Genomic DNA, 22,189 nt, shown 5'->3' with positions numbered 1-22,189 from the left:
AAGGAGAAATCATGCGCAAGACCCGTTATGCAGCAGTGGCATTCGCCGCCGCAGCAGCACTGACCCTGTCCGCCTGCGGAGGCGACTCCGGCAATGAGGCCGGCGGCGGCGAAACCGGCTCCGGAGAGACGATCAAGATCGGCATCAAGTTCGACCAGCCGGGCCTGGGCTTCAAGGAAGGCAACGAGTACAGCGGCTTCGATGTTGACGTCGCCAAGTACGTGGCAGAAGACCTGGGCTATTCCGAAGACCAGATCGAATGGGTGGAGACCCCCTCCGCCCAGCGTGAAAATGTGCTGGAAAACGGCGAAGTGGACATGATCTTCGCGACCTACTCCATCACTGACGCCCGCAAGGAGCGCGTTGCGTTCGCCGGACCGTACTTCGTTGCCGGCCAGGACCTGCTGGTCAACGCCGACAACACGGACATCAAGGGCCCCGAAGACCTCAACGGCAAGACGCTGTGCTCGGTCACCGGTTCCACCTCGGCCCAGAAGATCAAGGACACGCTGGCGGCCGATGTGAACCTGCTGGAGCAGGGCGGCTACGCCAACTGCGTCACCGCCATGCAGGGCGGCCAGGTTGACGCCGTCACCACCGACGACATCATCCTCGCCGGCCTCGCCTCCACGGATGCCAACTCCGGCAAGTTCAAAGTGGTCGGCAACCCGTTCAGCGAAGAGCAGTACGGCGTTGGCATCTCCAAGGACAGCACTCAGTGCGAGGCCATCAACACGGCCATCCGCACCATGATCGAGGACGGTTCCTGGGAAGAGGCCATCAAGGCCAACACCGAGGGTGCCGACTACACCTACAATGACGAGCTGAACCCGCCGGAGCCGGCAGCCTGCGCCTAAGCACGTCAACCGGCGGCGGTCCGCCGGCGTAAACCTCGGTGCATGCGAAGGACGTCAATTCCTTCGCATGCACCGGTTTCTTTCTCTCACAGAAGAGGTACATCATGGGTGGATTCTTCGCCCTCTTCGAGGATTACGACGTCGTTGCGGCGTTCTGGGTCAACATCCAGCTGGCGTTCTGGGCAGCCCTGGCATCGCTGGTGCTCGGCACCATCCTCGCCGTTATGCGGATTTCGCCGATCGCCAGCCTGCGCTGGTTCGGCACCGCCTATGTCAATATCTTCCGCAACACTCCGCTGACCATCATCATGGTGTTCTCCGTGCTTGGGCTGTGGGGCCAGCTGCAGGTGAACTTCGTCAAGGACTTCAACTTCAACTTCTTCCTGCTGGCGGTCCTGTCCCTGAGTATTTACCACGCCGCCTTCGTCTGCGAGGCAATCCGCAGCGGCGTCAACACGGTTCCGCTCGGTCAGGCAGAAGCCGCCCGTTCCATCGGGTTGTCCTTCCTGCCCGCAGCGTGGCTGATCATTCTTCCGCAGGCTTTCCGCGGTGCCGTCGCACCGCTGGGCAACGTCATCATCGCCCTGGTGAAGAACACCACGGTGGCCGCCGCAGCCAGCGTTGCCGAGGCCTCGGGCCTGATGAAAACCATGATCGAGTTCCGGCCCGACGTCATGACCCAGGTCTTCCTGACCTTTGCCATCGGCTTTGTCATCATTGTGATCCCCATCGGCCTGCTCACCACGTGGGCCTCCAAGAAACTGGCGGTGGCCCGATGAGCAACCAAGCTGTCCTGTTCGACGTTCCCGGGCCCAAGGCCAAGCGCCGGATCCTGGTCTTCAATATCCTTGGCGGACTCTTCGTCCTGGGCGTGCTGGGCTTCGCAGTCAACGGCCTGGCGGAAAAGGACCAGTTTGAAGCTGCCAAGTGGACTCCGTTCCTGGAATGGGAAACCTGGCGCTACACGCTGCTGCCCGGCCTGCTCGCCACCCTGCGGGCCGCCGGCGTCGCCGTGGTCACTTCCATCGTCTTCGGCCTGATCTTCGGCTTCGGCCGGCTGTCCGGGCTGGCGCCGCTGCGGTGGGTGTGCGACGTCGTCGTCGAGTTCTTCCGCGCCGTTCCGGTGCTGCTGATGATGATCTTCCTGTACCAGTTCTTCGCCAAGTCCACGCCTATGGAAGCGTCAAGCGCTCCGTTCTGGGCCGTGGTGGTGGCGCTGACGCTCTACAACGGATCAGTCATCGCGGAACTGGTGCGTTCGGGCGTCTTCGGCCTGCCCAAGGGCCAGCGCGAGGCCGGCCTGGCGATCGGGCTGACCCCGTCCCAGTCGCTGCGCAGCATCGAGATCCCGCAGGCGCTGGTGGCCATGCTGCCGGCCCTGCTGGGCCAGTTTGTCGTGATCCTCAAGGACTCGGCCCTGGGCTACATCATCGGCTACACCGATCTGCTGGCAAATGCCCAGCGCTTCGGCGCCGGTGCCGGCAACATGCTGCCCTCCCTGCTCGTGGCGGCGGCGATCTTCATCCTGATCAACATGCTGCTGACCTTCACCGCGCAGCGGCTGTCCCGCCTGCTCGGCGCGCGGGCCGGGAAACTGCTGGAGCGAGAGGACGCCATTGACCCTGAAGGCGTCGAAGCGCCGGTGAAGTAGGCCAACCGCTTCAGCCAGTGCACAGAGGAAGGCCCCGGACATCCGTCCGGGGCCTTCTTCTGTGCATATGAAAAACCGTTAGCTCAGCCAGCTGCGCAGCGCGCCCAGGCAGGCCCGGACGGCATCGGCGTGCACGTGTTCGTTGTCGGTATGGGCCAGCAGCGCGTCCCCCGGGCCAAAGTTCACGGCGGGAATGCCCAGTTCGCTGAAGCGGGCGACGTCGGTCCAGCCGTATTTGGGCTTGGGCTCGGCCCCGACGGCGGCAACAAAGCTCGCTGCGGCCGGCCGGTCCAGTCCGGGCCGGGCGCCCGATGCCGCATCGGTGCGGACGAGGTCAAACCCGTCAAGCAGCTGCCGCACGTAGGCCTCCGCTTCCTCGATGCCCTTATCCGGAGCGAACCGGTAGTTGATCTCCACGGTGGCTGAGTCCGGAATGACGTTTCCCGCGGTGCCGCCCCAGATTTTCACCGCATTCAGCGATTCCCGGTACTCCAGTCCCTCAACGCTCACGGTGGCCGGCTCATGGTCCCGCAGCCGCGCCAGGATCTCCGCCGCCGCGTGGATGGCGTTCTCGCCCATCCAGGCCCGGGCAGAGTGCGCGGCGCGGCCCGTGGTGGTGGCGTGAAAACGCATGGTGCCGTTGCAGCCGCCCTCCACGGTGCCGTTGGTCGGTTCCAGGAGCACCGCGAAGTCCGCTGCCAGCCAGTCCGGATAGCTGCGCTGCAGCCGGCCCAGTCCACTCAGGGACGCCTCCACTTCCTCGTGGTCATAAAACACGTAGGTCACGTCCCGGTTCGGGGCGGTGAGTTCGGCGGCCAGCGCCAGCTGCACGGCAACCCCGCCCTTCATGTCGGTGGCGCCGCGTCCGTAAAGCACCTCGCCGTCCCAGGTGGAGGGGACCGTTCCGCGCGAACCTTCAACCGTCGGCAGCGGCACCGTGTCCAGGTGTCCGGCCAGGAGAACCCTCTCCCCGCGGCCCAGGGATGTCCGCGCGATGATGGAGTCGCCGTCGCGCACCACTTCCAGATGCTCGAGGGAACGCAGCGCCGCCTCCACGGCGTCGGCCACCTCCTTTTCGTTGCCGGAGACACTCTCAATGTCCATGAGGTCTGCGGTGAGCAGGGCAACGTCGCGGGTCAGGTCCAAGGTCCGGGATGGCGTTTGTGTCATGCCTCCACCCTACCGATCAGGCGGCGGCAGGCCGGCAGCCCCGGCAGCAACGGCACCTCGCAGGGGCCGTCGGTAGACTGGAACGCATGACTTCAAGCACCTCCTCCCCGACCGCCCGCATTGCCTCCGGCCTGGGCCTGGCGACCATCACCAACGACGGAACCGTCCTGGACGTCTGGTACCCGCAGCCCGTGCTCGCAGCCCTCCCCACCGACGCCTCTGCAGGCACTCTCGCCGCAGATCTCACAGCCGCGGCAGCCTCAATGACCGACCCGGACCGCGGCACACGCGGCGAGGTCGTCAGCACCGAAATTGACCTGGACGCCGCTCCGGCTTCCACCGCCGACGCCTATCTGCGCCTGCACCTGCTGTCCACCCGTCTGGCCGCCCCGAACACCCTGAACATGGACGGCATCTTCGCGCAGCTGCCCAACGTGGTCTGGACCAACTTCGGCCCGTGCGCCGTCGAAGGCTTCGAAGCCGTCCGCCTGCGCCTGCGCGCCCGCGGACCGGTCACCGTGTTCGGCGTGGACAAGTTCCCGCGCATGACGGATTATGTCGTCCCGTCCGGCGTGCGGATTGCCGACGCCGGCCGGGTCCGCCTCGGCGCGCACCTGGCCGAAGGGACCACGGTCATGCATGAGGGCTTTGTGAACTTCAACGCCGGCACGCTCGGCGTTTCCATGGTGGAAGGACGCATTTCCGCCGGCGTGGTGGTGGGCAACGGAACCGACGTGGGTGGCGGCGCCTCCATCATGGGCACCCTCTCCGGCGGTGGCCGGGAGAAGATCACGCTCGGCGAGCGGGTCCTGCTGGGGGCCAACTCCGGCGTGGGCATCAGCATCGGGAACGAATCGGTGGTGGAAGCGGGCCTGTACATCACCGCCGGCACCCGGGTGTCAGTGCTGGTTCCGGGCGAGGAACCGCAGATCGTCAAGGCTGTGGAGCTTTCCGGAGTTCCCAACCTGCTCTTCCGCCGCAACTCGGTCACGGGCAGCGTGGAAGCGCTGGCCCGCAGCGGAGCGTCGGTGGAGCTCAACGCCGCCCTGCACGCCAACTAGGGCAGCTGCACGCCCCTCATGGCCGCTTCCCGTCCCGCGGACCGGCGCAGCACCGGAATCCTTCCGGTGCTGGCGCTGGTGCTGCTGTTCCTTGTCGCCGTCACTATATATGCGGTGTCGGTGTTCCGCGGGCCGGGAGAGAAGGCCGCGCCGCCGCCGTCGTGCACCGCCACAGCCGACGGCGTGGAATACCACCTGACCCCGGCGCGCGCCGAGACCGCGGCGCTCCTCGCCGGTATTTCGGTGCGCCGCGGCTTGCCCGCGCGTGCCGCGTCCATCGCCGTGGCCACCGCCATCCAGGAGTCCGGGCTGCGCAACCTCAACTACGGGGACGACGCCGGCCCGGACTCCCGCGGCCTGTTCCAGCAGCGCCCGTCCCAGGGCTGGGGCACCGAGGAACAGGTCATGGACCCGGTGTATGCGGCCAACGCCTTCTACGACGCGCTGGAAAAGGTTCCAAACTACGCGGACCTGCCCCTGACCGTGGCGGCCCAAACGGTGCAGCGCAGCGCTTTCCCCGATGCCTACGCGGACCACGAGGGCGAGGCCAAGGCCTTCGCCTCCGCCCTGACCGGGCACTCCCCCGCCGGGATGGCCTGCACCTTGGATCCGCCGTCGGCCCCGGGTGATCCGGAAGCCGTGCTGGCTGCCATGACCTCGGTCTACGGCCCCGTGGAGGCCACGGTGGAGGGCTCGCGCATCACTGTGGCGGGAACCGGAAGCTACGGGTGGTCGCTGGCCGAGTGGGCCGTCGCCAGCGCCGAAACACTCTCCCTGGATTCGGTGGCCTTTGATGAACGCCGGTGGACACGGGCCACGGGAACCTGGAACCAGGCGCCGTCCTCCGGTGACGCCGTGGTCCTGACGGTGTTCCGGACAGCGGAGGGTTCCTAACCCGGCTCCGGCGCGCTATCAACTAGTCTGAAGTCATGCGAATACTTGTTACCGGAGGCACGGGATACATCGGTTCCCACACGACACTGGCCCTGCTGGAATCCGGCCACGACGTGGTTGTGCTGGACAACCTGGCCAACTCCAGCAAAGAGTCACTGAACCGGGTCCAGGACCTGGCCGGGCGCAGTGCGGAGTTTGTCCGCGCTGACCTGCTCGACGAGCAGGCCGTTGACGCCGTTTTTACCGACCACGCGATCGACGCCGTCATCCACTTTGCCGGGCTGAAGGCCGTTGGGGAGTCCGTGGCGAAGCCCCTGTACTACTACCACAACAACGTGGGCGGCACCCTAAACCTGCTGCGCATGATGGACAAGCACGACGTCCGGACCCTGGTCTTCAGCTCCTCGGCCACCGTGTACGGAGCCTCCGAAGAGGTTCCGCTGACCGAAAACACGCCGATGGACGCGGTGAATCCCTACGGCCGCACCAAGGAACAGATCGAAGACATCCTGGCCGATCTGGGTGCCGCCGACGGGCGCTGGAACATCGCCCTGCTGCGCTACTTCAATCCGGCCGGCGCCCACGAGTCGGGCCGGATCGGCGAAGATCCCACCGGCGTTCCGAACAACCTGCTGCCGTTCGTGGCCCAGGTGGCCGTGGGCCGCCGGGAAAAGGTGATGGTATTCGGCGACGACTACCCCACCCCCGACGGCACCGGCGTGCGCGACTACATCCACGTCGTGGACCTCGCCGCAGGCCACCTGGCCGCGCTCGAATTCATCACCGCCAAGTCCGGCGTGCACCGCTGGAACCTCGGCACCGGCAACGGTTCCTCGGTGCTGCAGGTGCTGGCCGCTTTCGGCAAGGCTGCCGGCAGGGAGATTCCCTACGAAGTCACCGCCCGCCGCCCGGGTGACGCGGCCGTCAGCTACGCCGACCCGTCCGCGGCGCTGATGGATCTCGGCTGGTCCGCCCAGCGCACGCTTGAGGCCATGTGCGAGGACCACTGGCGCTGGCAGAAGAACAATCCCCAGGGTTACGCCGGTTCCTAGCGGGCACGGCAAAAGGGCCCCTGGAATCCTTGCGGATTCCAGGGGCCCTTTTGCATATCGCGCTCCTGCGAGGCTCTGGAGCCTAGCGGGCGGGGTAGTTCCGTTCCGGGGAACCCGTGTACAGCTGGCGCGGGCGGCCAATCTTGGTCTGCGGGTCCTGCATCATTTCGCGCCACTGGGCAATCCAGCCCGGCAGGCGTCCGATGGCGAAGAGGACGGTGAACATCTTCTCCGGGAAGCCCATGGCCTTGTAGATCAGGCCCGTGTAGAAGTCCACGTTCGGGTACAGCTTGCGCTCGATGAAGTAATCATCGGCCAGGGCCTTCTCTTCCAGGCGCATGGCAATATCCAGCAGCTCGTCGTTCCCGCCGAGCTTGGCCAGGATGTCATGGGCGGTGGCCTTCACGATCTTGGCGCGCGGATCGTAGTTCTTGTAGACGCGGTGCCCGAAGCCCATGAGCTTCACGCCGTCTTCCTTGTTCTTGACCTTCTCCATGAAGGTTTCCGGCGCCATGCCCGTGGACTTGATGTCGCGGAGCATGTTCAGCACGGCCTCGTTGGCGCCGCCGTGCAGCGGTCCCGAAAGGGCGCTGATTCCGGAGGAAACGGAGGTGAACATGTTGGCACCGGCGCTGCCGACCAGGCGGACGGTGGAGGTGGAGCAGTTCTGCTCGTGATCCGCATGCAGGATCAGCAGCAGGTCCAGCGCCTTGACCAGGTCAGGATCAATTTCATACGGTTCCGCCGGGAAGCCGAAGCTCAGGCGCATGAAGTTCTCCACGAGGTTCATGGAGTTGTCCGGGTACAGCATGGGCTGGCCGATGGACTTCTTGTGCGCGTAGGCGGCAATCACCGGAAGCTTCGCCATCAGGCGGATCGTGGAGAGTTCCACCTGCTCTTCGTCGAACGGATCCAGGGAGTCCTGGTAGAAGGTCGAGAGCGCGCTGACTGCGGAGGACAGCACCGGCATCGGGTGCGCATCGCGCGGGAAGCCGCCGAAGAAACCCTTGAGGTCTTCATGCAGCAGCGTGTGCCGGCGGATGCGCTGGTCAAAATCCTCCAGCTGCGCGGGAGTGGGCAGTTCCCCGTAGATCAGCAGGTAGGACGTTTCCAGGAAGCTTGAGTGCTTGGCCAGCTGCTCAATGGGATAGCCGCGGTACCGCAGGATGCCGGCGTCACCGTCAATGTAGGTGATGGCGGACTTCGTGGAGGCGGTGTTCATGAAGCCGGGGTCATACGTGACGGTTCCGGTCTGCTTCAGCAGCTTGGAGACATCAAAGCCGTCGTTGCCCTCCGCCGCCGCAACGCGGGGAAGCTCCAGCCGGTCTTCGGTGTTTTCCCCGTAGTGCAGCTGTGCACTGGGACGCTCAGTCATTAAGTCTCCTTCAGGAGTTTGAAGAAACCATAGCTACGGGCACCGCTTGGTGTCGGGGGGCGCCCATAGTGTCAATTCCGCTAAATCTATTTACGCAAAACGCTACCCTTTGGGCGCCCTTTACGACTAATCGGCAGCCGGGTTGTTGTGGAAGCGAAACATGTCGTCCATCCGGTTCCGGCGTTATAAGCCTGCGCTATATCCCGGCGTCCCTTAGCCGGCGGGCAGCGGCCGCGACGCGTTCATCGGAGCCGGTCAGCGCAATACGCACAAAGCCAGCTCCGGCGTCGCCGTAAATGACGCCCGGCCCGGAAACAATCCCCAGCTTCGCCAGCCGTTCCACCGTGGTCCAGGTGTCCTCACCCGCTGTTGCCCAAAGGTACAGCCCGGCCTCGGAATGATGGATGGTCAGCCCGAAGGCTTCCAGCGCCGGCACCAGCAGCTCCCGGCGCGCCCGGTACTTCTCCTTCTGCGCCGCCACGTGGGCGTCATCGGAAAGCGCTGCAATCATGGCCGCCTGCACCGGTGCCGGGACAATCATTCCGGCATGCTTCCGGCTGTTCACGAGATTGGCAATGATGGCACCGTCGCCGGCGACAAAGGCGGCGCGGTAGCCGGCCACATTGGACTGCTTGCTCAGCGAATACACCGACAGCAGCAGCTCATTGTTTCCGCCGCTGACCGCGGGGTCCAGGATGCTTGGCACCGGAGATCCCCCGCGCTCCGGATCCCAGCCGCCCCAGCCCAGTTCCGCATAACATTCGTCGGACGCCACCACGGCTCCGGTTTTCCGGGCCGAATCCACGAGGGCGCGCAGGGAGGCCGCAGTACGGACAATTCCGGTGGGGTTGCCCGGAGAATTAACCCAGACCAGGCGCACCCGGGCGCGGACGTCGTCGTCGAGCTCATCCAAACTGTCGGCGGCCACGGGGGTGGCGCCTGCCAGGATGGCACCCATGTCATAGGTGGGGTACGCAACCGTGGGACGGACAACGACGTCGCCCTGCCCCAGTCCCAGCAGCAGCGGCAGCCACGCCACCAGCTCCTTGGAGCCCACGGTGGGCATGATGTCCTGGGGATCCAGCCCCGGCACGTTGCGGCGCCGCGCGTACCATGCGCTGATGGCCTCCCGCAGTGCCGGCGTGCCGTGGGTGGTGGGATAGCCCGGCGCGTCCGCTGCCGCCGTCAGCGCCTCGCGGACGACGGCGGGCGTCGGGTCCACGGGCGTGCCGATGGACAGGTTGACGGCACCGTCAGGGTGCTCCGCGGCCAGCTTGGCGTACGGCGCCATGGCTTCCCAGGGGTACTCCGGCAGGTCCAGCCCGAAAGTGCGGGAAGGAACCGTGCTCATGCCTCTTGGTTCTGCGGCGGCAGGACGGCGATGATCGGGTGGTCCTTGTGTGTGTTGCCGATCTTGGCAGCACCGCCCGGGGAACCCAGATCGTCGAAGAATTCAACATTGGCCTTGTAGTACTCGGCCCACTCTTCGGGAGTGTCGTCCTCGTAGTAAATCGCTTCAACGGGGCAGACCGGCTCACAGGCACCGCAGTCGACGCACTCGTCCGGGTGGATGTAGAGGGAGCGTTCACCTTCATAGATGCAGTCCACCGGGCATTCCTCAATGCATGCCTTGTCTTTTACATCTACGCATGGCTGCGCAATTACGTACGTCACGTCCCTTGCCTTCCTGATCTGCGGACCGTCCCGTGCCGGGAAAATCCACGAAGTGTTGGTTCCACGTTAGTAGCCTGATCCATTATCTCCCAGCCGGGAGATGCCCGCGTACCATGTAACGGTGAATGCTCCCCCTCCCGCCGCCGTCCTTCGTGCCCTGCCCGCCGGAGCGCGGGTGGTGGTCCGCTACCGCATTGAAGGCGGTTTCACCGACGTTCTGGGCTACCTGGTGGAGGCTGTTGACGAGGAAGTCACTGTTGCCGGCCGACGCGGCCATGTCACGGTGCCCTACGCGCTGGTTACCGCGGCCAAGGAAGTTCCGCCCCCGCCGGCGCCGCGCCCGCCGCGCCGCTGATTTTTCCGCTGCCGACGGCGACGCTACCGCCGCTGACGGCCCATCCCGCTGCATTGGTTCCCACTCTTCGTGACTGGTGGGGCTGCCGGGGAACCTCCTGTCCCAGCAGTGCACAAAGGGTGGGAACGGGTGCGCAGGATCACATGCCAAGACAGCAAAAACCCCGCTGCCGGAGATCCGGAAGCGGGGTTTTGCGGACAACTGGCTTTTCAGGCCCTCGGCTTTTCAGGCGCCCGCAAATGGAGGCTCAGGCAGCTGCCGTCCGGCAGCTTGTTCCGCCTCCAGCCGGCGGGATGCGGCCAGCACGCGGGCGCTGACGAACACCGCGGCAATGGTCACCAGCGCCTGCCCAAAGAGCCACATGCGTCCGGCCAGGACAATGCCGGGCTGCACCTCAAGCACCGTATCGGTGATGATGAGGGGCGTATCCCAGAGGTCCAGCGTGAACAGGCCCAGGATCACGTAGGAGACCAGCCCGGCCGCAGCCGTCCACAGCACGGAGGCTGCCCATACCCCCGCAAACACGGCGACGGCGCAGCTCAGGATCAGCGCTCCCGCTGCTCCCAGCGGTACGGCGGTGTCCCCGGCATACAGGACCTGGGCGTGGAGCCCGGTCCCGAGCACGGCTGCCAGCACTCCCCCGAGCACGGCCGCCGCCGGGCCCCGCCAAAGCGGGACCCGGCGGACGGGGCTCAATGCTGCCGAAATGCTGTTAGCCCTTGGCGCGTGCGCGGGTTACCTTGGCACGCTCGGAAGCGTTCAGGACCAGCTTGCGGATGCGGATGGACTCCGGGGTTACTTCCACGCACTCGTCTTCGCGGGCGAATTCGAGCGACTCTTCCAGGGTCAGCTTGCGCGGCGGGGTCAGGTTCTCGAAGGTGTCCGAGGAAGCCGCACGCATGTTGGTGAGCTGCTTTTCCTTGGTGATGTTCACGTCCATGTCATCGGCGCGTGAGTTCTCGCCAACGATCATGCCCTCGTAAACCTCGGAGGTGGGCTCCACGAAGAAGGAGCCGCGTTCCTGCAGCTTGATCATGGCGAACGGGGTGACAACACCGGAGCGGTCAGCAATGAGCGAACCGTTGGTGCGGTACTCGATCGGACCAACCCAGGGCTCGTAGCCCTCGGCGATGGAGGACGAGATACCGGCGCCGTGCGTTTCCGTAAGGAACTTGGTGCGGAAGCCGATCAGGCCACGGGCCGGAACGATGAATTCCATGCGGACCCAGCCGGTGCCGTGGTTGGCCATGTTGACCATGCGGCCCTTGCGGACAGCCATCAGCTGCGTCACGGCGCCGAGGTATTCCTCGGGTACGTCGATGGTCATGTGCTCCATCGGCTCGCACTTCTTGCCGTCGATCTGCTTGGTCACAACCTGGGGCTTGCCCACGGTCAGTTCGAAGCCTTCGCGGCGCATCTGCTCCACGAGGATGGCCAGCGCGAGCTCGCCGCGGCCCTGGACTTCCCAGGCATCCGGACGCTCGGTCGGCAGAACCTTCAGCGAAACGTTACCGATCAGTTCCTTGTCGAGGCGGTCCTTGACCTGGCGGGCGGTAACCTTAGCGCCCTTGACCCGGCCGGCCAGCGGCGAGGTGTTGATACCGATGGTCATGGAGATGGCCGGATCGTCAACGGTGATAAGCGGCAGCGGCATCGGGTTGTCGATGTCGGTGAGGGTTTCACCAATGGTGATGTCCTCGATACCGGCAACAGCAACAATTTCACCGGGTCCGGCCGACTCGGTCGGAACGCGCTCCAGGGCCTTGGTGGCCAGCAGCTCGGTGATCTTGACGGACTTGAGGGTGCCGTCGGCGCGGGCCCAGGCAACGGTCTGGCCCTTGTGCAGGGTGCCGTTGAAGATGCGCAGCAGTGCCAGGCGGCCAAGGAACGGGGAAGCGTCCAGGTTGGTCACGTGTGCCTGCAGCACGCCGTCCGGGTTGTAGGTCGGAGCCGGGATGTGCTCGATGATCGTCTGGAACAGCGGTTCCAGGTTGTCATTGTCCGGAGCGGATCCGTCTGCCGGCTGCTCCAGCGAAGCTGCGCCGACACGGGCTGCTGCGTAGACAACCGGAACGTTCAGGACGAGGTCCAGGTCCAGGTCCGGAACTTCGTCCGCGAGGTCGGATGCCAGGCCCAGGAGCAGGTCCATGGCTTCGCCGACAACCTCTTCAATGCGGGAGTCGGGGCGGTCGGTCTTGTTGACCAGCAGGATGACGGGCAGCTTGGCGGCCAGCGCCTTGCGCAGCACGAAGCGGGTCTGCGGCAGCGGGCCCTCGGAAGCGTCAACGAGGAGAACAACGCCGTCAACCATGGACAGGCCGCGCTCAACCTCGCCACCGAAGTCGGCGTGGCCGGGGGTGTCAATGACGTTGATGGTGATCGTTTCACCCTTGGCAGCCGGGCCGTTGTAGAACACGGTGGTGTTCTTGGCCAGGATGGTGATTCCCTTTTCGCGCTCCAGGTCACCGGAGTCCATCACGCGTTCTTCCACGTTTCCGTGGGCGGCAAACGAGTTCGTCTGCTTCAGCATGGCGTCGACGAGGGTCGTCTTACCGTGGTCAACGTGGGCCACAATCGCAACGTTGCGGAGATCGCTCCGTACTGCGGTATTTACAGCCGTGTTGGTTTCTGACATGCGTGAGGACTCAATTCATAGGAGATAAGTTCGAAGGTGGTGCACAGTAGCCCGGGATGTTTCCGGGTCAATCCGGCCGTTCTGTACGAATCCCGCTCTACACGTATGCTCCGTAAAGAATGTACCGAAGGCGCCGCCGTCAGCGGGCACGCTACCATTCTAATCCGAAGACCATAAGTTCCCTAATGGACCGTCCGCGGGCCTGCCGGCGTGCGGATCCGGGGCCCTGCGGACCGGGGCCGGATGCGCCGGAAGGCAGGCAGCCGCTGGGGCTGCCTGCCTTCCGGTGTTGCTGCCGGCGAACCTGGTTCCTAGGCCACCTGCGGCGGGAGCATCAGGCCGGCACCGGGGATGGCTGCAAGCAGCGCCCGGGTGTAGTCCTGCTGCGGGTTGTCGAAGACGTCGTTGGTGGACCCGGTCTCAACAATCCGCCCCTTTTGCATGACGCACACCTGGTCCGCGATCTGGCGCACCACGGCGAGGTCATGCGTAATAAAGAGGTAGCTCAGCCCCAGGTCGGACTGCAGGTCGGCCAGAAGGTTCAGGATCTGGGCCTGGACCAGGACGTCCAGTGCCGAAACGGCCTCGTCGCAAATCACCACCTCCGGATCAAGCGCGAGGGCCCGGGCAATGGCAACACGCTGGCGCTGGCCACCGGACAGCTCATTGGGATAGCGCCGCATCATGGATGCCGGCAGGGAGACCTGGTCCAGCAGCGCGCGGACCTTTTTCTCCCGGCTCTTGGCGTCACCGATACCGTGAACCCGCAGGGGCTCCTCGATGGTCCGGAAGATGTTGTACATCGGATCCAGGGACCCGTAGGGATCCTGGAAAATCGGCTGTACCCGGCGGCGGAAATCGAACATCTTCCGCCGGTTCAGCGTGGTGATGTCCACGCCGTCAAACAGGATGTCACCCTCGGTGGCTTTTTCCAGGCCGAGGACCATGCGCGCCACCGTGGACTTGCCGGAACCGGACTCCCCCACGACGGCGGTGGTGGTGCCGCGCGGAATGGAGAAGGACACGTCGTCGACGGCCTTGAAGTCCGTGGACTTGCCCAGGGCCCCGCGCAGGTTGAACACCTTGGTCAGATGCTTGACCTCGATCACGTTGTCGGTGCGCACCGTTTCGGGGCCGGAGGCGAGAACCTCGTCGTTTTCCACGCCGAGGGTCCGCGCTGTCTCAATCCGGCGCGAGGCCAGCGACGGCGCGGACTCCACGAGCTTGCGCGTATACGGATGCTGCGGGTTGCGCAGGATTTCCAGGGCAGGCCCGGACTCCACTACCTGGCCCTTGTACATCACCACTACCTTGTGCGCGCGCTCGGCGGCGAGGCCGAGGTCGTGCGTAATCAGCAGGACGGCGGTGCCGAGTTCATCGGTCATCCGGTCCAGGTGGTCCAGGATCTGGCGCTGCACGGTCACGTCCAGGGCCGACGTCGGCTCATCGGCGATGAGCAGGCGCGGCCGGCAGGACAGGCCAATGGCGATCAGCGCGCGCTGGCGCATGCCGCCGGAGAACTCGTGCGGGTACTGGTTGGCCCGCGCCGCGGCGTCCGGCAGCCCGGCCTCGGACAGGACCTGGGCAACGTCCTTGGCATCGTGCGGCAGGCCGTTGGCCCGCAGCGTTTCCTTGACCTGAAAACCGATCTTCCAGACGGGGTTCAGGTTGGACATCGGATCCTGGGGAACCATGCCGATGGAGGAGCCGCGCAGTTCAACAATGCGCTTCTCGCTGGCGTGGGTGATGTCTTCGCCGTCAAAGATGATGCTTCCGCCGGAGACCGCACCGTTGCCGGGCAGCAGGCCGATGGCGGCCAGGGCCGTCGTCGACTTGCCGGATCCGGACTCCCCCACGATCGCCACGGTTTCCCCGGGCATGATCGTCAGGTGTGCATTGCGCACCGCCGGGACGTCGCCGTTGTTGGTCTTGAAGGTAATGGCAAGGTCCCGGAGTTCGAGCAGCGGCTGCGGCTGTCCGTCCCGGGCCTGTGCCGAGGCAGCGGTGTCCGCCTTGGGGGTCGTGGACATGGTCACATCCTTAGTCATCGCTTGCGCGACTTCGGGTCGAGCGCATCCCGCAGGGCATCACCAAGCATGATGAAGGACAGCACGGTCAGCGACAGGGCAAGGCCGGGCCAGAAGATTGCCGTCGGATTGGTGCGCAGGGAAGGCTTCGCGGAGAAAATGTCGTTACCCCAGGACATAATGTCCGGCGGCAGTCCAATGCCTAGGAAGGACAGCGTGGATTCCGCCACGATAAAGGTACCGAGCGAGATGGTGGCGATCACGATCACGGGTGCAACGGCATTGGGGATGACGTGCTTGATCAGTGCCGACATCCGGGAGACGCCCAGGGAGCGTGCGGCCGTGACGAAATCCGCGTTGCGGACCTCAAGGACAGCGCCGCGGGTAATGCGGGCCACCTGCGGCCACCCAAACGCTACGAGGATCAGCACCATCGTCCAGACGTTGCGGTTCTCGCGGAAGAACGGAAGCTGGACGACGACGATCGCGCCGAGGATCAGCGGCAGGGCAAAGAAGATGTCACCCAGGCGGGCCAGGATGGCATCGATCCAGCCGCCGAAGAAACCGGCCAGGGCGCCAATGATGCCGCCGATGAGGACGACGCCGAGGGTCGCCATCAGGCCGACCAGCAGTGAGGAGCGGGTGCCGTAGACCACGCGGGCCAGGATGTCGCATCCCTGCTGGGTGAAGCCAAGCGGGTGGCCCGGGGCGGGACCGCCGTCGGAGTTGGCAAGCAGGCAGTTGTCGTTGGGCTGCTGGCTGGTGAACATGCCCGGGAACAGTGCCACCACAACCACGATCAGCAGAAGGAGGGCACTGATGATGAACAGCGGCTGCTTGCGCAGGCTGCGCCACGCTTCGCTCCAGAGACTGCGGGGAGCGCCGTCGCTTGTTGAACTGTCCACGGCGGCCACCGGTGTTTCGTCCAGTTTCGCCACGAAGTGCTCAATGGGATAGGGGGAAACCTTGCCGCGGATGGCGGGGGTCATGGTTTGGTCATTCTCAGGCATATCGAATCCTCGGGTCCAGCCACGCGTACAGCAGGTCTACCAACAGGTTGGCGAGGCAAAAAATCAGGATGAGCACGGTGACGATCGAGACGACAACCGGACCTTCGCCGTTGAGCACGGCGCGGTACAGGGTGTTGCCGACGCCGTTGACGTTAAAGATTCCTTCGGTCACGATCGCGCCGCCCATCAGGGCGCCAAGATCCGCACCCAGGAAGGTGGCGACCGGAATCATGGAGTTTCGCAGAATGTGCACTGTCACGACCCGGGGGCGGCTGAGCCCCTTGGCTGTGGCAGTCCGCACGTAGTCGGCGTTCGCATTTTCAATAACACTGGTGCGCGTCAACCGCAGCACGTAGGCGAAGGACACCAGACCCAGCACGATGGCGGGCAGCAGCAATTCAGTGAAACCCGCTGCGCCGCTGACCGTTGGATTGGTCCAGGCCAGCTTGACGCCGAAAACGAACTGCATGAGGAAGCCGAGCACGAAGATCGGTACGGAGATGACCACGAGGGAGACTACCAGGACCGTCGAGTCGAAGAACTTGCCCTTGCGCAGTCCGGCAAACAAGCCGAAGACAATGCCGAAGACTGCTTCGAAGACCAGGGCCATCACGGCCAGCTTGGCGGTGGTCGGGAAGACCTCACCAATGATGGTCGCAATTTCGCGGCCCGCAAAGTTGGTCCCCAGATCGAAGGTCAGCACACCCTTCAGATACAGCAGATACTGCATAAAGAAGGGCTGGTCCAGGTTGTACTGGGCGCGTAGCGAGGCTTCGACGGCGGGCGTGCAGCCCTTTTCGCCGCAGATGGCGGCAGTGGCGTCGCCGGGAAGGCTGAAGACCAGGAAGTACAGGAGCAGTGTTGCGCCGAGGAACACGGGGATTAACTGGAGGAAGCGCCTGAGGACATATCCGGTCATCAGATGCCTGCCTGCCGCGCGGGGCATTCCCGCTGAGGGGGGTTGGTGAAACTCATTCTAAAGAGCACCTTTACTTTGGAACGGCCCAGGGGCCCGGCTGCAAACCGCAGCCGGGCCCCTGCGCTGTCGGAATTACTTGCCGGTGATGGCGTGGTACAGCGGCACGCCGTTCCAGCCGAACTCAACGTTGTCTACATTGGTGCTCCAGCCGCCCTGGGCAACCTGGTACCACAGGGGAATGGCGGGCAGATCTTCCAGAAGCATTTCCTGTGCTTCGTTCATGACCTCGTTGCCTTCTTCGACGGAGGTTGCCGCGAGGCCCGTGCTGAGCAGTTCATCGAACTCGGGGTTCTCGTAACGTGCGTCGTTGGAGCCGGCTCCCGTGGCGTAGATCGGGCCGAGGAAGTTGTACAGCGACGGGTAATCCGCCTGCCAGCCTGAGCGGATGGCGCCGGTCAGCACACCGTCGGTAGCCTCGGTGCGGGCTTCCTTAAAGGTGGCGTAGGGCTTGCCCGTGATCTCAATGCCGAGGTTGTTCTTGACGTTGTTGACCACAGCTTCGACCCAGGTCTTGTGATCGCCTTTGTCAGCGTTGTATGCGATGGTCAGGGGTTCGGAAGCATCGTAGGGAGCAAGCTTCTCGGCTTCTTCCCACAGCTTCTTGGCCTCGTCCGGGTTGAACTCCAGGTTTTCGCTGCCCGGGAGATCGTCCTTGTACCCGTCCAGCACCGGAGCAGTGAAGTCTGCTGCCGGGGTCCGCCCGTTGTTGAAGATCACGCGGGTGATCTCTTCGCGGTCGATGGACATGGACAGGGCCTGGCGGCGGAGCTTGCCGGCCTCGCCACTCCAGTTCTCGAGGTAGTACGGGATGGCGAGGGTCTGGTTCCCGGCGTACGGGGACTCGATGGACCGCTCTTCGCCGAGGTCGTTCTTGAAGTTCTTCACGTCGGAGGTCGGGATGACCTTGAGGACGTCCAGGTTGTCGGAAATGAGGTCCTGGTAGGCCGTGGTGTCGTTCTGGTAGATCTTGAACGTCACGCCTGCGTTCTGGGCTTCCTGGGGGCCTTCGTAAGACTCGTTCGGAACCAGCTTGATCTGCTGGTTGTGCTCCCAGGCACCTTCGCCGTCGAACTTGTAGGGGCCGTTGCCCACGGGGTTTTCGCCGTAGGTGGCCGGGTCTGCCAGCGCTTCCGCCAGCATCGGGTAGAAGGCGCTGTAACCCAGGCGCAGCTGCCAGTCGGACTCCGGCTGCTTCAGGGCGACGGTGAACGTTGTGTCATCCACAACCTTCAGGCCGGACATGGTTTCCACGGTGGAGCCTTCGGCGCTGGCTTCGTCGTAGCCTTCGATGCTCTCGAAGAAGTAGCTCGACAGCTGCGCGTTCTTCGCAGCGGCACCGTAGTTCCAGGCATCCACAAAGGAAGCCGCCGTCACGGGCTCACCGTTGCTGAAGGTCTTTCCCTCCTTCAGGGTGATGGTGTAGTTCTGGGCGTCCTCGGTCTCAATCGACTCGGCCATTTCATTCTGCGGCTTGCCGTCAGCGTCATAGCTGATCAGGCCGGCAAAGAGCAGGTCCAGTACCGCGCCGCCGCCCACCTCGTTGGTGTTGGTGGGGATCAGCGGGTTCTGGGGCTCTGCGTTGTCCGCAATAATGACACGGCTCGTGTCGCCTTCGGCTCCGGCCTCGTTCGAGGTGTCGCCGCCGCCGCAGGCCGTCAGTGCCAGAAGGGCCACGGCTGCAACGCTGAGTAGTTTGGGAGTGCGTGTGAAACGCATTCCGCCTCCTTAGTTTCTGGATCCGAGCGCATAGCGCCGGCAGTGAGGCTACCTAGTGAGCCCACTCACAAATTCAAAAGCAATTGCCTTTGGCCCATACCGTACTCACTCCGGGGCGGCCCAAATGACAGACATGCCCGCCCGGAGGCCCCCAAAGTGGACAAAACGGCTTATCAGAGGCGGAAATACATAGAAACACATGCAGATGTAACGATTCGATATACGCGCATCATATTACGACGCAATTATAGGTTTGCAGGGTGACCCATGTCATACTCTGCGCTCCCAGGGCCGCAGCTATCGGCTACCGGAGCACTCTCCATTCCCAGACGTTCCACCACACCCCGGTGGAGTTTGGCATGTACTCCACGCCCTCGATCGTGTCCGCCGAAGCCTGCAGTCCGGGCAGCTGGTACAGCGGCAGGCCGTAGCGGGCTTCCCAGATCAGCCGGTCAATGCCTGCCAGAAGTTCCCCCCGGCGGCGGGCATCCTGTTCCACCACGAGCTCTGCCATGAGGTCATTGGCCTCCGAACTGGAGAAACCGTTGTAGTTGGACGCTGCGCCCGTGCGGAAAACCTGCGGCACCCCTGCCACGCCCACCCCGCTGGCGGTCCAGCCAAAGATCACCGCGTCATAGGTGCCGGTTCCGAGCCGGGCGGCCCATTCCCCGGAGGGAAGGCCGCCGTCAACAACGTCGAAGCCGGCTGCGGAGGCGGACTCGCTGATCAGGCGGAAGGCCTCGGTCCGGTATGCGTTGTCGCGGTCGTACAGGACGCGGACCGTGGGAGTCTCGCCGTCAAGCAGCTCCTGCGCCCGCTCCAGGTCCACCTCCGCGAACTCGCCGGACCCGTTTTCGGCCACGGATTCGCCGTACCCGGACTGGTCCATCAGGAAAACCTGGGAATTCAGGGGTTCGGCCCCCGGCTGCAGCCGCTGAACGGTGGCTTCGACGATCGCCTGGCGCGGGACGGTTGCCAGAAAGGCTTCGCGCACAGCGCCTGCAGCGAACACGCCGTCGAAGGTTAGGTCCAAGTGGTCATAGGCAAGCTGGTTGCCCTGGTGCAGGTTGATGTTCCCCAGGCTTTCAAGCGCCTCAAGCTCCGGGAGCGTGCCGCCGTCCGGTTGCGGGGAAATAATGTCCACCGAGCCGTCTTCCAGGGCAGCCGTCTGCGCTGCGGGATTCGAGAGGAAGCGGACGGTGATTTTGTCCAGGCCCGGCTTGACGCCCCAGGTGTAGTCCTCGTTGCGGACCAGGGTAAGGGACTCCCCCGGGATGATGCCGGAAAGGATGTAGGGCCCGTTGGAGAGGTACAGGGCTGGATCCTCGGGAAGGGTCCGCGCAGCAAAGGCCGTGTTCCAGTAGTCGGCCACGGCACGAAGCTCCGGGTTGACCGGGGCCGGGTTCAGCGGATCTCCCCCCGGAGTCTCCCGGATCAGCTCCGTCAGCGCCTTTTCGTCCGCCAGCCCGGCGCCTTGGGCCACCACATGGGCCGGGACACCAATTCCGCTGCTGTCGGACAAGGATCCGAAAGCCGTTTCCCAGTCCGCATACGGCTCTGAATAGGTCAGGGTGATGGACCGGTTGTCGTCGCCGATTTCCGGCAGGCCCGTCAAGCCCAGGGCTTCGGTGGAACCGGCGTAGTCGAAATAGCGGGTCCCCGAAAGTGGCTCTCCGTCGGGGCCGGGGAGTTCGTCGTCGAACCATCCGGATCCCGCAGCCCAGGCCAGCATCATGTCATCGGCACCCACCGGCGCTCCGTCGGACCAGGCCACGCCGTCATTGACCGTGTATTTGACCGTCAGGGGATCCTCGGAAACCCGTTCATAGCTGCCAAAGTCCTCCAGCGGTATAACCTCGAGGTTGTTGTCCACATAGTTGAAGCCGGAGTGCGTGGCGTACGCGAGCTTCCGGTTAATATCGGTGTTCCCCGCCGCCGACTGCGGATTGAAGGAATTGACGACGCCGGCCTCCGCCACCGAAATCTCACCGCCGGGGCTGGGCGATGCTCCCGGCAGTTCTTCGGCCATCCTCTCCTCTGCGGTGCAGGCGCCCAGGGCCAGGACGGCCGCGGCGCAGGCGGCAGCCAGCTTGGTCAGGCGGTTCAAACGCATTCTTGCTCCCCGGGACTATATGGCGTCGGTCGCACACCTTGTGATAATTGCACACCGGGGAAATTTTGGGCGCAACGAATGCCGGAAAGCCGCCGGGCACCGGGGTGCCGGGATGCCGGGGCCGGGAATGCGCCGCCGGATAAGATGCTGGGAGGCTATCGGCACCCAACAACAAGAGGCTCACGTGAAACTCACCATTATTGGCGGCTCCGGCGGTACCGGAGCCGAACTGGCTTCCCTCGCCCAGGCCGCGGGGCACGACGTCACGGTTCTCTCGCGCAGCGGCCGCGCGCCGGCCGGCGTGAGGGCGATCGCCGGCGATGCGACCGATCCGGACGCCGCTGCTTCGGCAGTTTCAGGGGCCGACGCCGTCGTCGTCACCGTTGGCGGCGCGAAAGGCGTAGCCCATCAGCGCACGTCAGTGACCCGGAACGTCATAACCGCCATGCAGAAGGAAGGCGTGCGCCGGCTCATTGTGCAGTCTTCGCTGGGCGCCGGAGACTCGGGCAAGCAGATGCCGGCGCCGCTGCGGCTGATCATGCAGGTGGCGCTGGCCAAGGCGCTGGCCGATCACAACGAGCAGGAAAAGGCCGTCAAGGCGTCGGGACTGGACTGGACCATTGTCCGGCCGACCGGCCTCACGAACAAAGAACCCTCGGGCAGTTGGAAGGCCCTGAACACTGGCGACAAAGGAACTCTCGGCGGAACTATTCCGCGCCGTGACCTCGCCGCCTGCATGCTTGGCATTCTGAGTGACGATTCCAGTATCGGCACCGCGCCCGGCATCAGCAGCTAGGCTCGGCGGGAGCGGCCTTCCACGCACACGATCTCAGGCCACCGGAAGTGCCGCCTCTTTGCTGGCCTTGGCAGCCGTGATCCGCGGCCCGGTAAACCACAGCACAACCCCCGCCAAGACCCAGATGCCCAGGGTCAGTGCCGCAGCGCCGCCGCCGACGCCGCCAAAGTAGGCCATGGAGCGCACCAGGGTACCGGCGGCACCGGGCGGAAGCAGCTGGCCAATCATCGCCACCCCGCCCGGAAGCCACTGGGCGCTGGTGGCAATGCCGGCAAAGGGATTCCCCACAAACATCATGGACATGGCGGCGATGGTGAAGCCCTTCGTGCCAAAACACTCATTGAGGCCGGCCAGCGGAAGCGCCAGCGCCGCAATCCCCAGCGCCACACTTGCCGCCACCGGGGCCAGCGGACCCTCGATGCTGCCGAACAGGTACTTCAGCACCCCGGCAACGACGAACCCTCCGGCCACCGAAAAGTCGGTGAGTCCGGCAAGAATCCACCAGCGCTGTCCGGACAGCATGGAGCGGAAGGCCACGGCAGGCACAATGCCGCCAAATACCAGCGGAAAGGCCAGGACTCCGATACCTACGCCGGTGGGGTCGCCCGGGGGAAGCGGGACCACATCCACAATCTCCGCGGTCTGTCCCAGGCTGCCCGCCATCGTGGCCCCCACGTTGCTCACTGTGCCGGAGACGGCCGTTGAGCCGGCGCTGGCCACATACACCGACATATCCGGATCGGTGAAGTCGAACCCGCCAACGATCTCCCGGTCCCGGATTCCCTGCTCAAGGGCGCCTGCGCTCTCATAGGAGTGCACCACGA

20 protein-coding genes are annotated in these 22,189 nt (G+C 64.7%); 8 read left to right on the top strand and 12 right to left on the bottom strand.

Annotated elements, in window-relative coordinates; genetic code table 11:
- Positions 1 to 11: 11 nt before the first annotated feature.
- The 3 genes from AAE021_RS02060 (at position 12) to AAE021_RS02050 (ending at position 2,508) form a co-directional block, all read left to right on the top strand.
- The gene (locus AAE021_RS02060) at positions 12 to 857 is read left to right on the top strand and encodes a glutamate ABC transporter substrate-binding protein (RefSeq protein WP_342024013.1); all 846 of its coding nucleotides are present in this window, start codon (positions 12 to 14) and stop codon (positions 855 to 857) included.
- A 104-nt stretch (positions 858 to 961) separates the two neighbouring features.
- A complete protein-coding gene (locus tag AAE021_RS02055) occupies positions 962 to 1,636 on the top strand; it encodes an ABC transporter permease subunit (protein ID WP_342024012.1) in 675 nt (224 codons plus the stop codon).
- Positions 1,633 to 2,508 (top strand): amino acid ABC transporter permease, encoded by an 876-nt coding sequence (locus AAE021_RS02050; RefSeq protein ID WP_342024011.1) that lies wholly within the window; start codon positions 1,633 to 1,635, stop codon positions 2,506 to 2,508. Before AAE021_RS02055 ends, AAE021_RS02050 begins: the two co-directional genes overlap by 4 nt.
- Positions 2,509 to 2,586: 78 nt before the next feature.
- On the opposite strand, the gene dapE is transcribed toward AAE021_RS02050, so the two are convergent.
- On the bottom strand, positions 2,587 to 3,678 hold the full coding sequence (dapE, locus tag AAE021_RS02045; RefSeq protein ID WP_342024010.1) for a succinyl-diaminopimelate desuccinylase: 1,092 nt from the start codon (positions 3,676 to 3,678) through the stop codon (positions 2,587 to 2,589).
- Between the two features lie 86 nt (positions 3,679 to 3,764).
- Here dapE and dapD point away from each other — a divergent pair, with 86 nt between their 5' ends.
- From dapD to galE, 3 genes are read left to right on the top strand one after another with little or no spacing between them, the layout of a single operon-like run.
- Complete coding sequence (dapD, locus tag AAE021_RS02040) at positions 3,765 to 4,739, top strand: 2,3,4,5-tetrahydropyridine-2,6-dicarboxylate N-succinyltransferase (protein ID WP_342024009.1); 975 nt, start codon at positions 3,765 to 3,767, stop codon at positions 4,737 to 4,739.
- An 18-nt stretch (positions 4,740 to 4,757) separates the two neighbouring features.
- Positions 4,758 to 5,633 carry a hypothetical protein gene (locus tag AAE021_RS02035; protein ID WP_342024008.1) on the top strand — a complete coding sequence of 292 codons (876 nt, stop codon included), beginning with the start codon at positions 4,758 to 4,760 and terminating at the stop codon, positions 5,631 to 5,633.
- A gap of 35 nt (positions 5,634 to 5,668) precedes the next feature.
- On the top strand, positions 5,669 to 6,685 hold the full coding sequence (gene galE / locus AAE021_RS02030) for a UDP-glucose 4-epimerase GalE (protein ID WP_342024007.1): 1,017 nt from the start codon (positions 5,669 to 5,671) through the stop codon (positions 6,683 to 6,685).
- Between the two features lie 82 nt (positions 6,686 to 6,767).
- On the opposite strand, the gene AAE021_RS02025 is transcribed toward galE, so the two are convergent.
- The 3 genes from AAE021_RS02025 to fdxA all read right to left on the bottom strand — a co-directional run bounded on the left by AAE021_RS02025 (position 6,768) and on the right by fdxA (position 9,734).
- Positions 6,768 to 8,060, bottom strand: coding sequence for a citrate synthase (locus tag AAE021_RS02025; RefSeq protein WP_342024006.1), 1,293 nt, complete (start codon positions 8,058 to 8,060; stop codon positions 6,768 to 6,770).
- 196 nt (positions 8,061 to 8,256) lie between these two features.
- Positions 8,257 to 9,411, bottom strand: coding sequence for a succinyldiaminopimelate transaminase (dapC, locus tag AAE021_RS02020; protein WP_342024005.1), 1,155 nt, complete (start codon positions 9,409 to 9,411; stop codon positions 8,257 to 8,259).
- Entirely contained in the window at positions 9,408 to 9,734 is a 327-nt protein-coding gene (gene fdxA, locus AAE021_RS02015) for a ferredoxin (RefSeq protein ID WP_229964965.1), read from the bottom strand. The genes dapC and fdxA overlap by 4 nt, the downstream gene beginning before the upstream one ends.
- A gap of 121 nt (positions 9,735 to 9,855) precedes the next feature.
- Between fdxA and AAE021_RS02010 the strand changes: the two genes are divergently transcribed.
- Positions 9,856 to 10,089: a hypothetical protein gene (locus AAE021_RS02010; protein ID WP_342024004.1), complete on the top strand. Its 234-nt coding sequence runs from the start codon at positions 9,856 to 9,858 to the stop codon at positions 10,087 to 10,089.
- A gap of 225 nt (positions 10,090 to 10,314) precedes the next feature.
- Here AAE021_RS02010 and AAE021_RS02005 read toward each other — a convergent pair whose 3' ends face one another.
- The 7 genes from AAE021_RS02005 to AAE021_RS01975 all read right to left on the bottom strand — a co-directional run bounded on the left by AAE021_RS02005 (position 10,315) and on the right by AAE021_RS01975 (position 20,569).
- Positions 10,315 to 10,785 carry a hypothetical protein gene (locus AAE021_RS02005; protein ID WP_342024003.1) on the bottom strand — a complete coding sequence of 157 codons (471 nt, stop codon included), beginning with the start codon at positions 10,783 to 10,785 and terminating at the stop codon, positions 10,315 to 10,317.
- Between the two features lie 16 nt (positions 10,786 to 10,801).
- Positions 10,802 to 12,724, bottom strand: a complete 1,923-nt coding sequence (typA, locus tag AAE021_RS02000; protein WP_342024002.1) for a translational GTPase TypA — start codon at positions 12,722 to 12,724, stop codon at positions 10,802 to 10,804.
- Positions 12,725 to 13,035: 311 nt separating this feature from the next.
- Positions 13,036 to 14,754: an ABC transporter ATP-binding protein gene (locus tag AAE021_RS01995; protein WP_342024001.1), complete on the bottom strand. Its 1,719-nt coding sequence runs from the start codon at positions 14,752 to 14,754 to the stop codon at positions 13,036 to 13,038.
- Positions 14,755 to 14,768: 14 nt separating this feature from the next.
- Positions 14,769 to 15,740, bottom strand: a complete 972-nt coding sequence (locus AAE021_RS01990; protein WP_342025283.1) for an ABC transporter permease — start codon at positions 15,738 to 15,740, stop codon at positions 14,769 to 14,771.
- Between the two features lie 13 nt (positions 15,741 to 15,753).
- Complete coding sequence (locus tag AAE021_RS01985; protein WP_341393463.1) at positions 15,754 to 16,680, bottom strand: ABC transporter permease; 927 nt, start codon at positions 16,678 to 16,680, stop codon at positions 15,754 to 15,756.
- A 132-nt stretch (positions 16,681 to 16,812) separates the two neighbouring features.
- A complete protein-coding gene (locus AAE021_RS01980; RefSeq protein ID WP_342024000.1) occupies positions 16,813 to 18,456 on the bottom strand; it encodes an ABC transporter substrate-binding protein in 1,644 nt (547 codons plus the stop codon).
- A gap of 304 nt (positions 18,457 to 18,760) precedes the next feature.
- Entirely contained in the window at positions 18,761 to 20,569 is a 1,809-nt protein-coding gene (locus AAE021_RS01975; protein ID WP_342023999.1) for an ABC transporter family substrate-binding protein, read from the bottom strand.
- 184 nt (positions 20,570 to 20,753) lie between these two features.
- On the opposite strand from AAE021_RS01975, the gene AAE021_RS01970 reads away from it, so the two are divergent.
- Positions 20,754 to 21,365 carry an NAD(P)-binding oxidoreductase gene (locus tag AAE021_RS01970; protein ID WP_342023998.1) on the top strand — a complete coding sequence of 204 codons (612 nt, stop codon included), beginning with the start codon at positions 20,754 to 20,756 and terminating at the stop codon, positions 21,363 to 21,365.
- Between the two features lie 33 nt (positions 21,366 to 21,398).
- Here AAE021_RS01970 and AAE021_RS01965 read toward each other — a convergent pair whose 3' ends face one another.
- Positions 21,399 to 22,187: a hypothetical protein gene (locus AAE021_RS01965; protein ID WP_342023997.1), complete on the bottom strand. Its 789-nt coding sequence runs from the start codon at positions 22,185 to 22,187 to the stop codon at positions 21,399 to 21,401.
- Between the last annotated feature and the right edge of the window lie 2 nt (positions 22,188 to 22,189).

Source organism: Arthrobacter citreus (genome assembly GCF_038405225.1).
GTDB lineage: Bacteria > Actinomycetota > Actinomycetes > Actinomycetales > Micrococcaceae > Arthrobacter_B > Arthrobacter_B citreus_A.
Note: the sequence above shows the minus strand (reverse complement) of the source record. Positions and strands in the feature narration are given on the sequence as shown.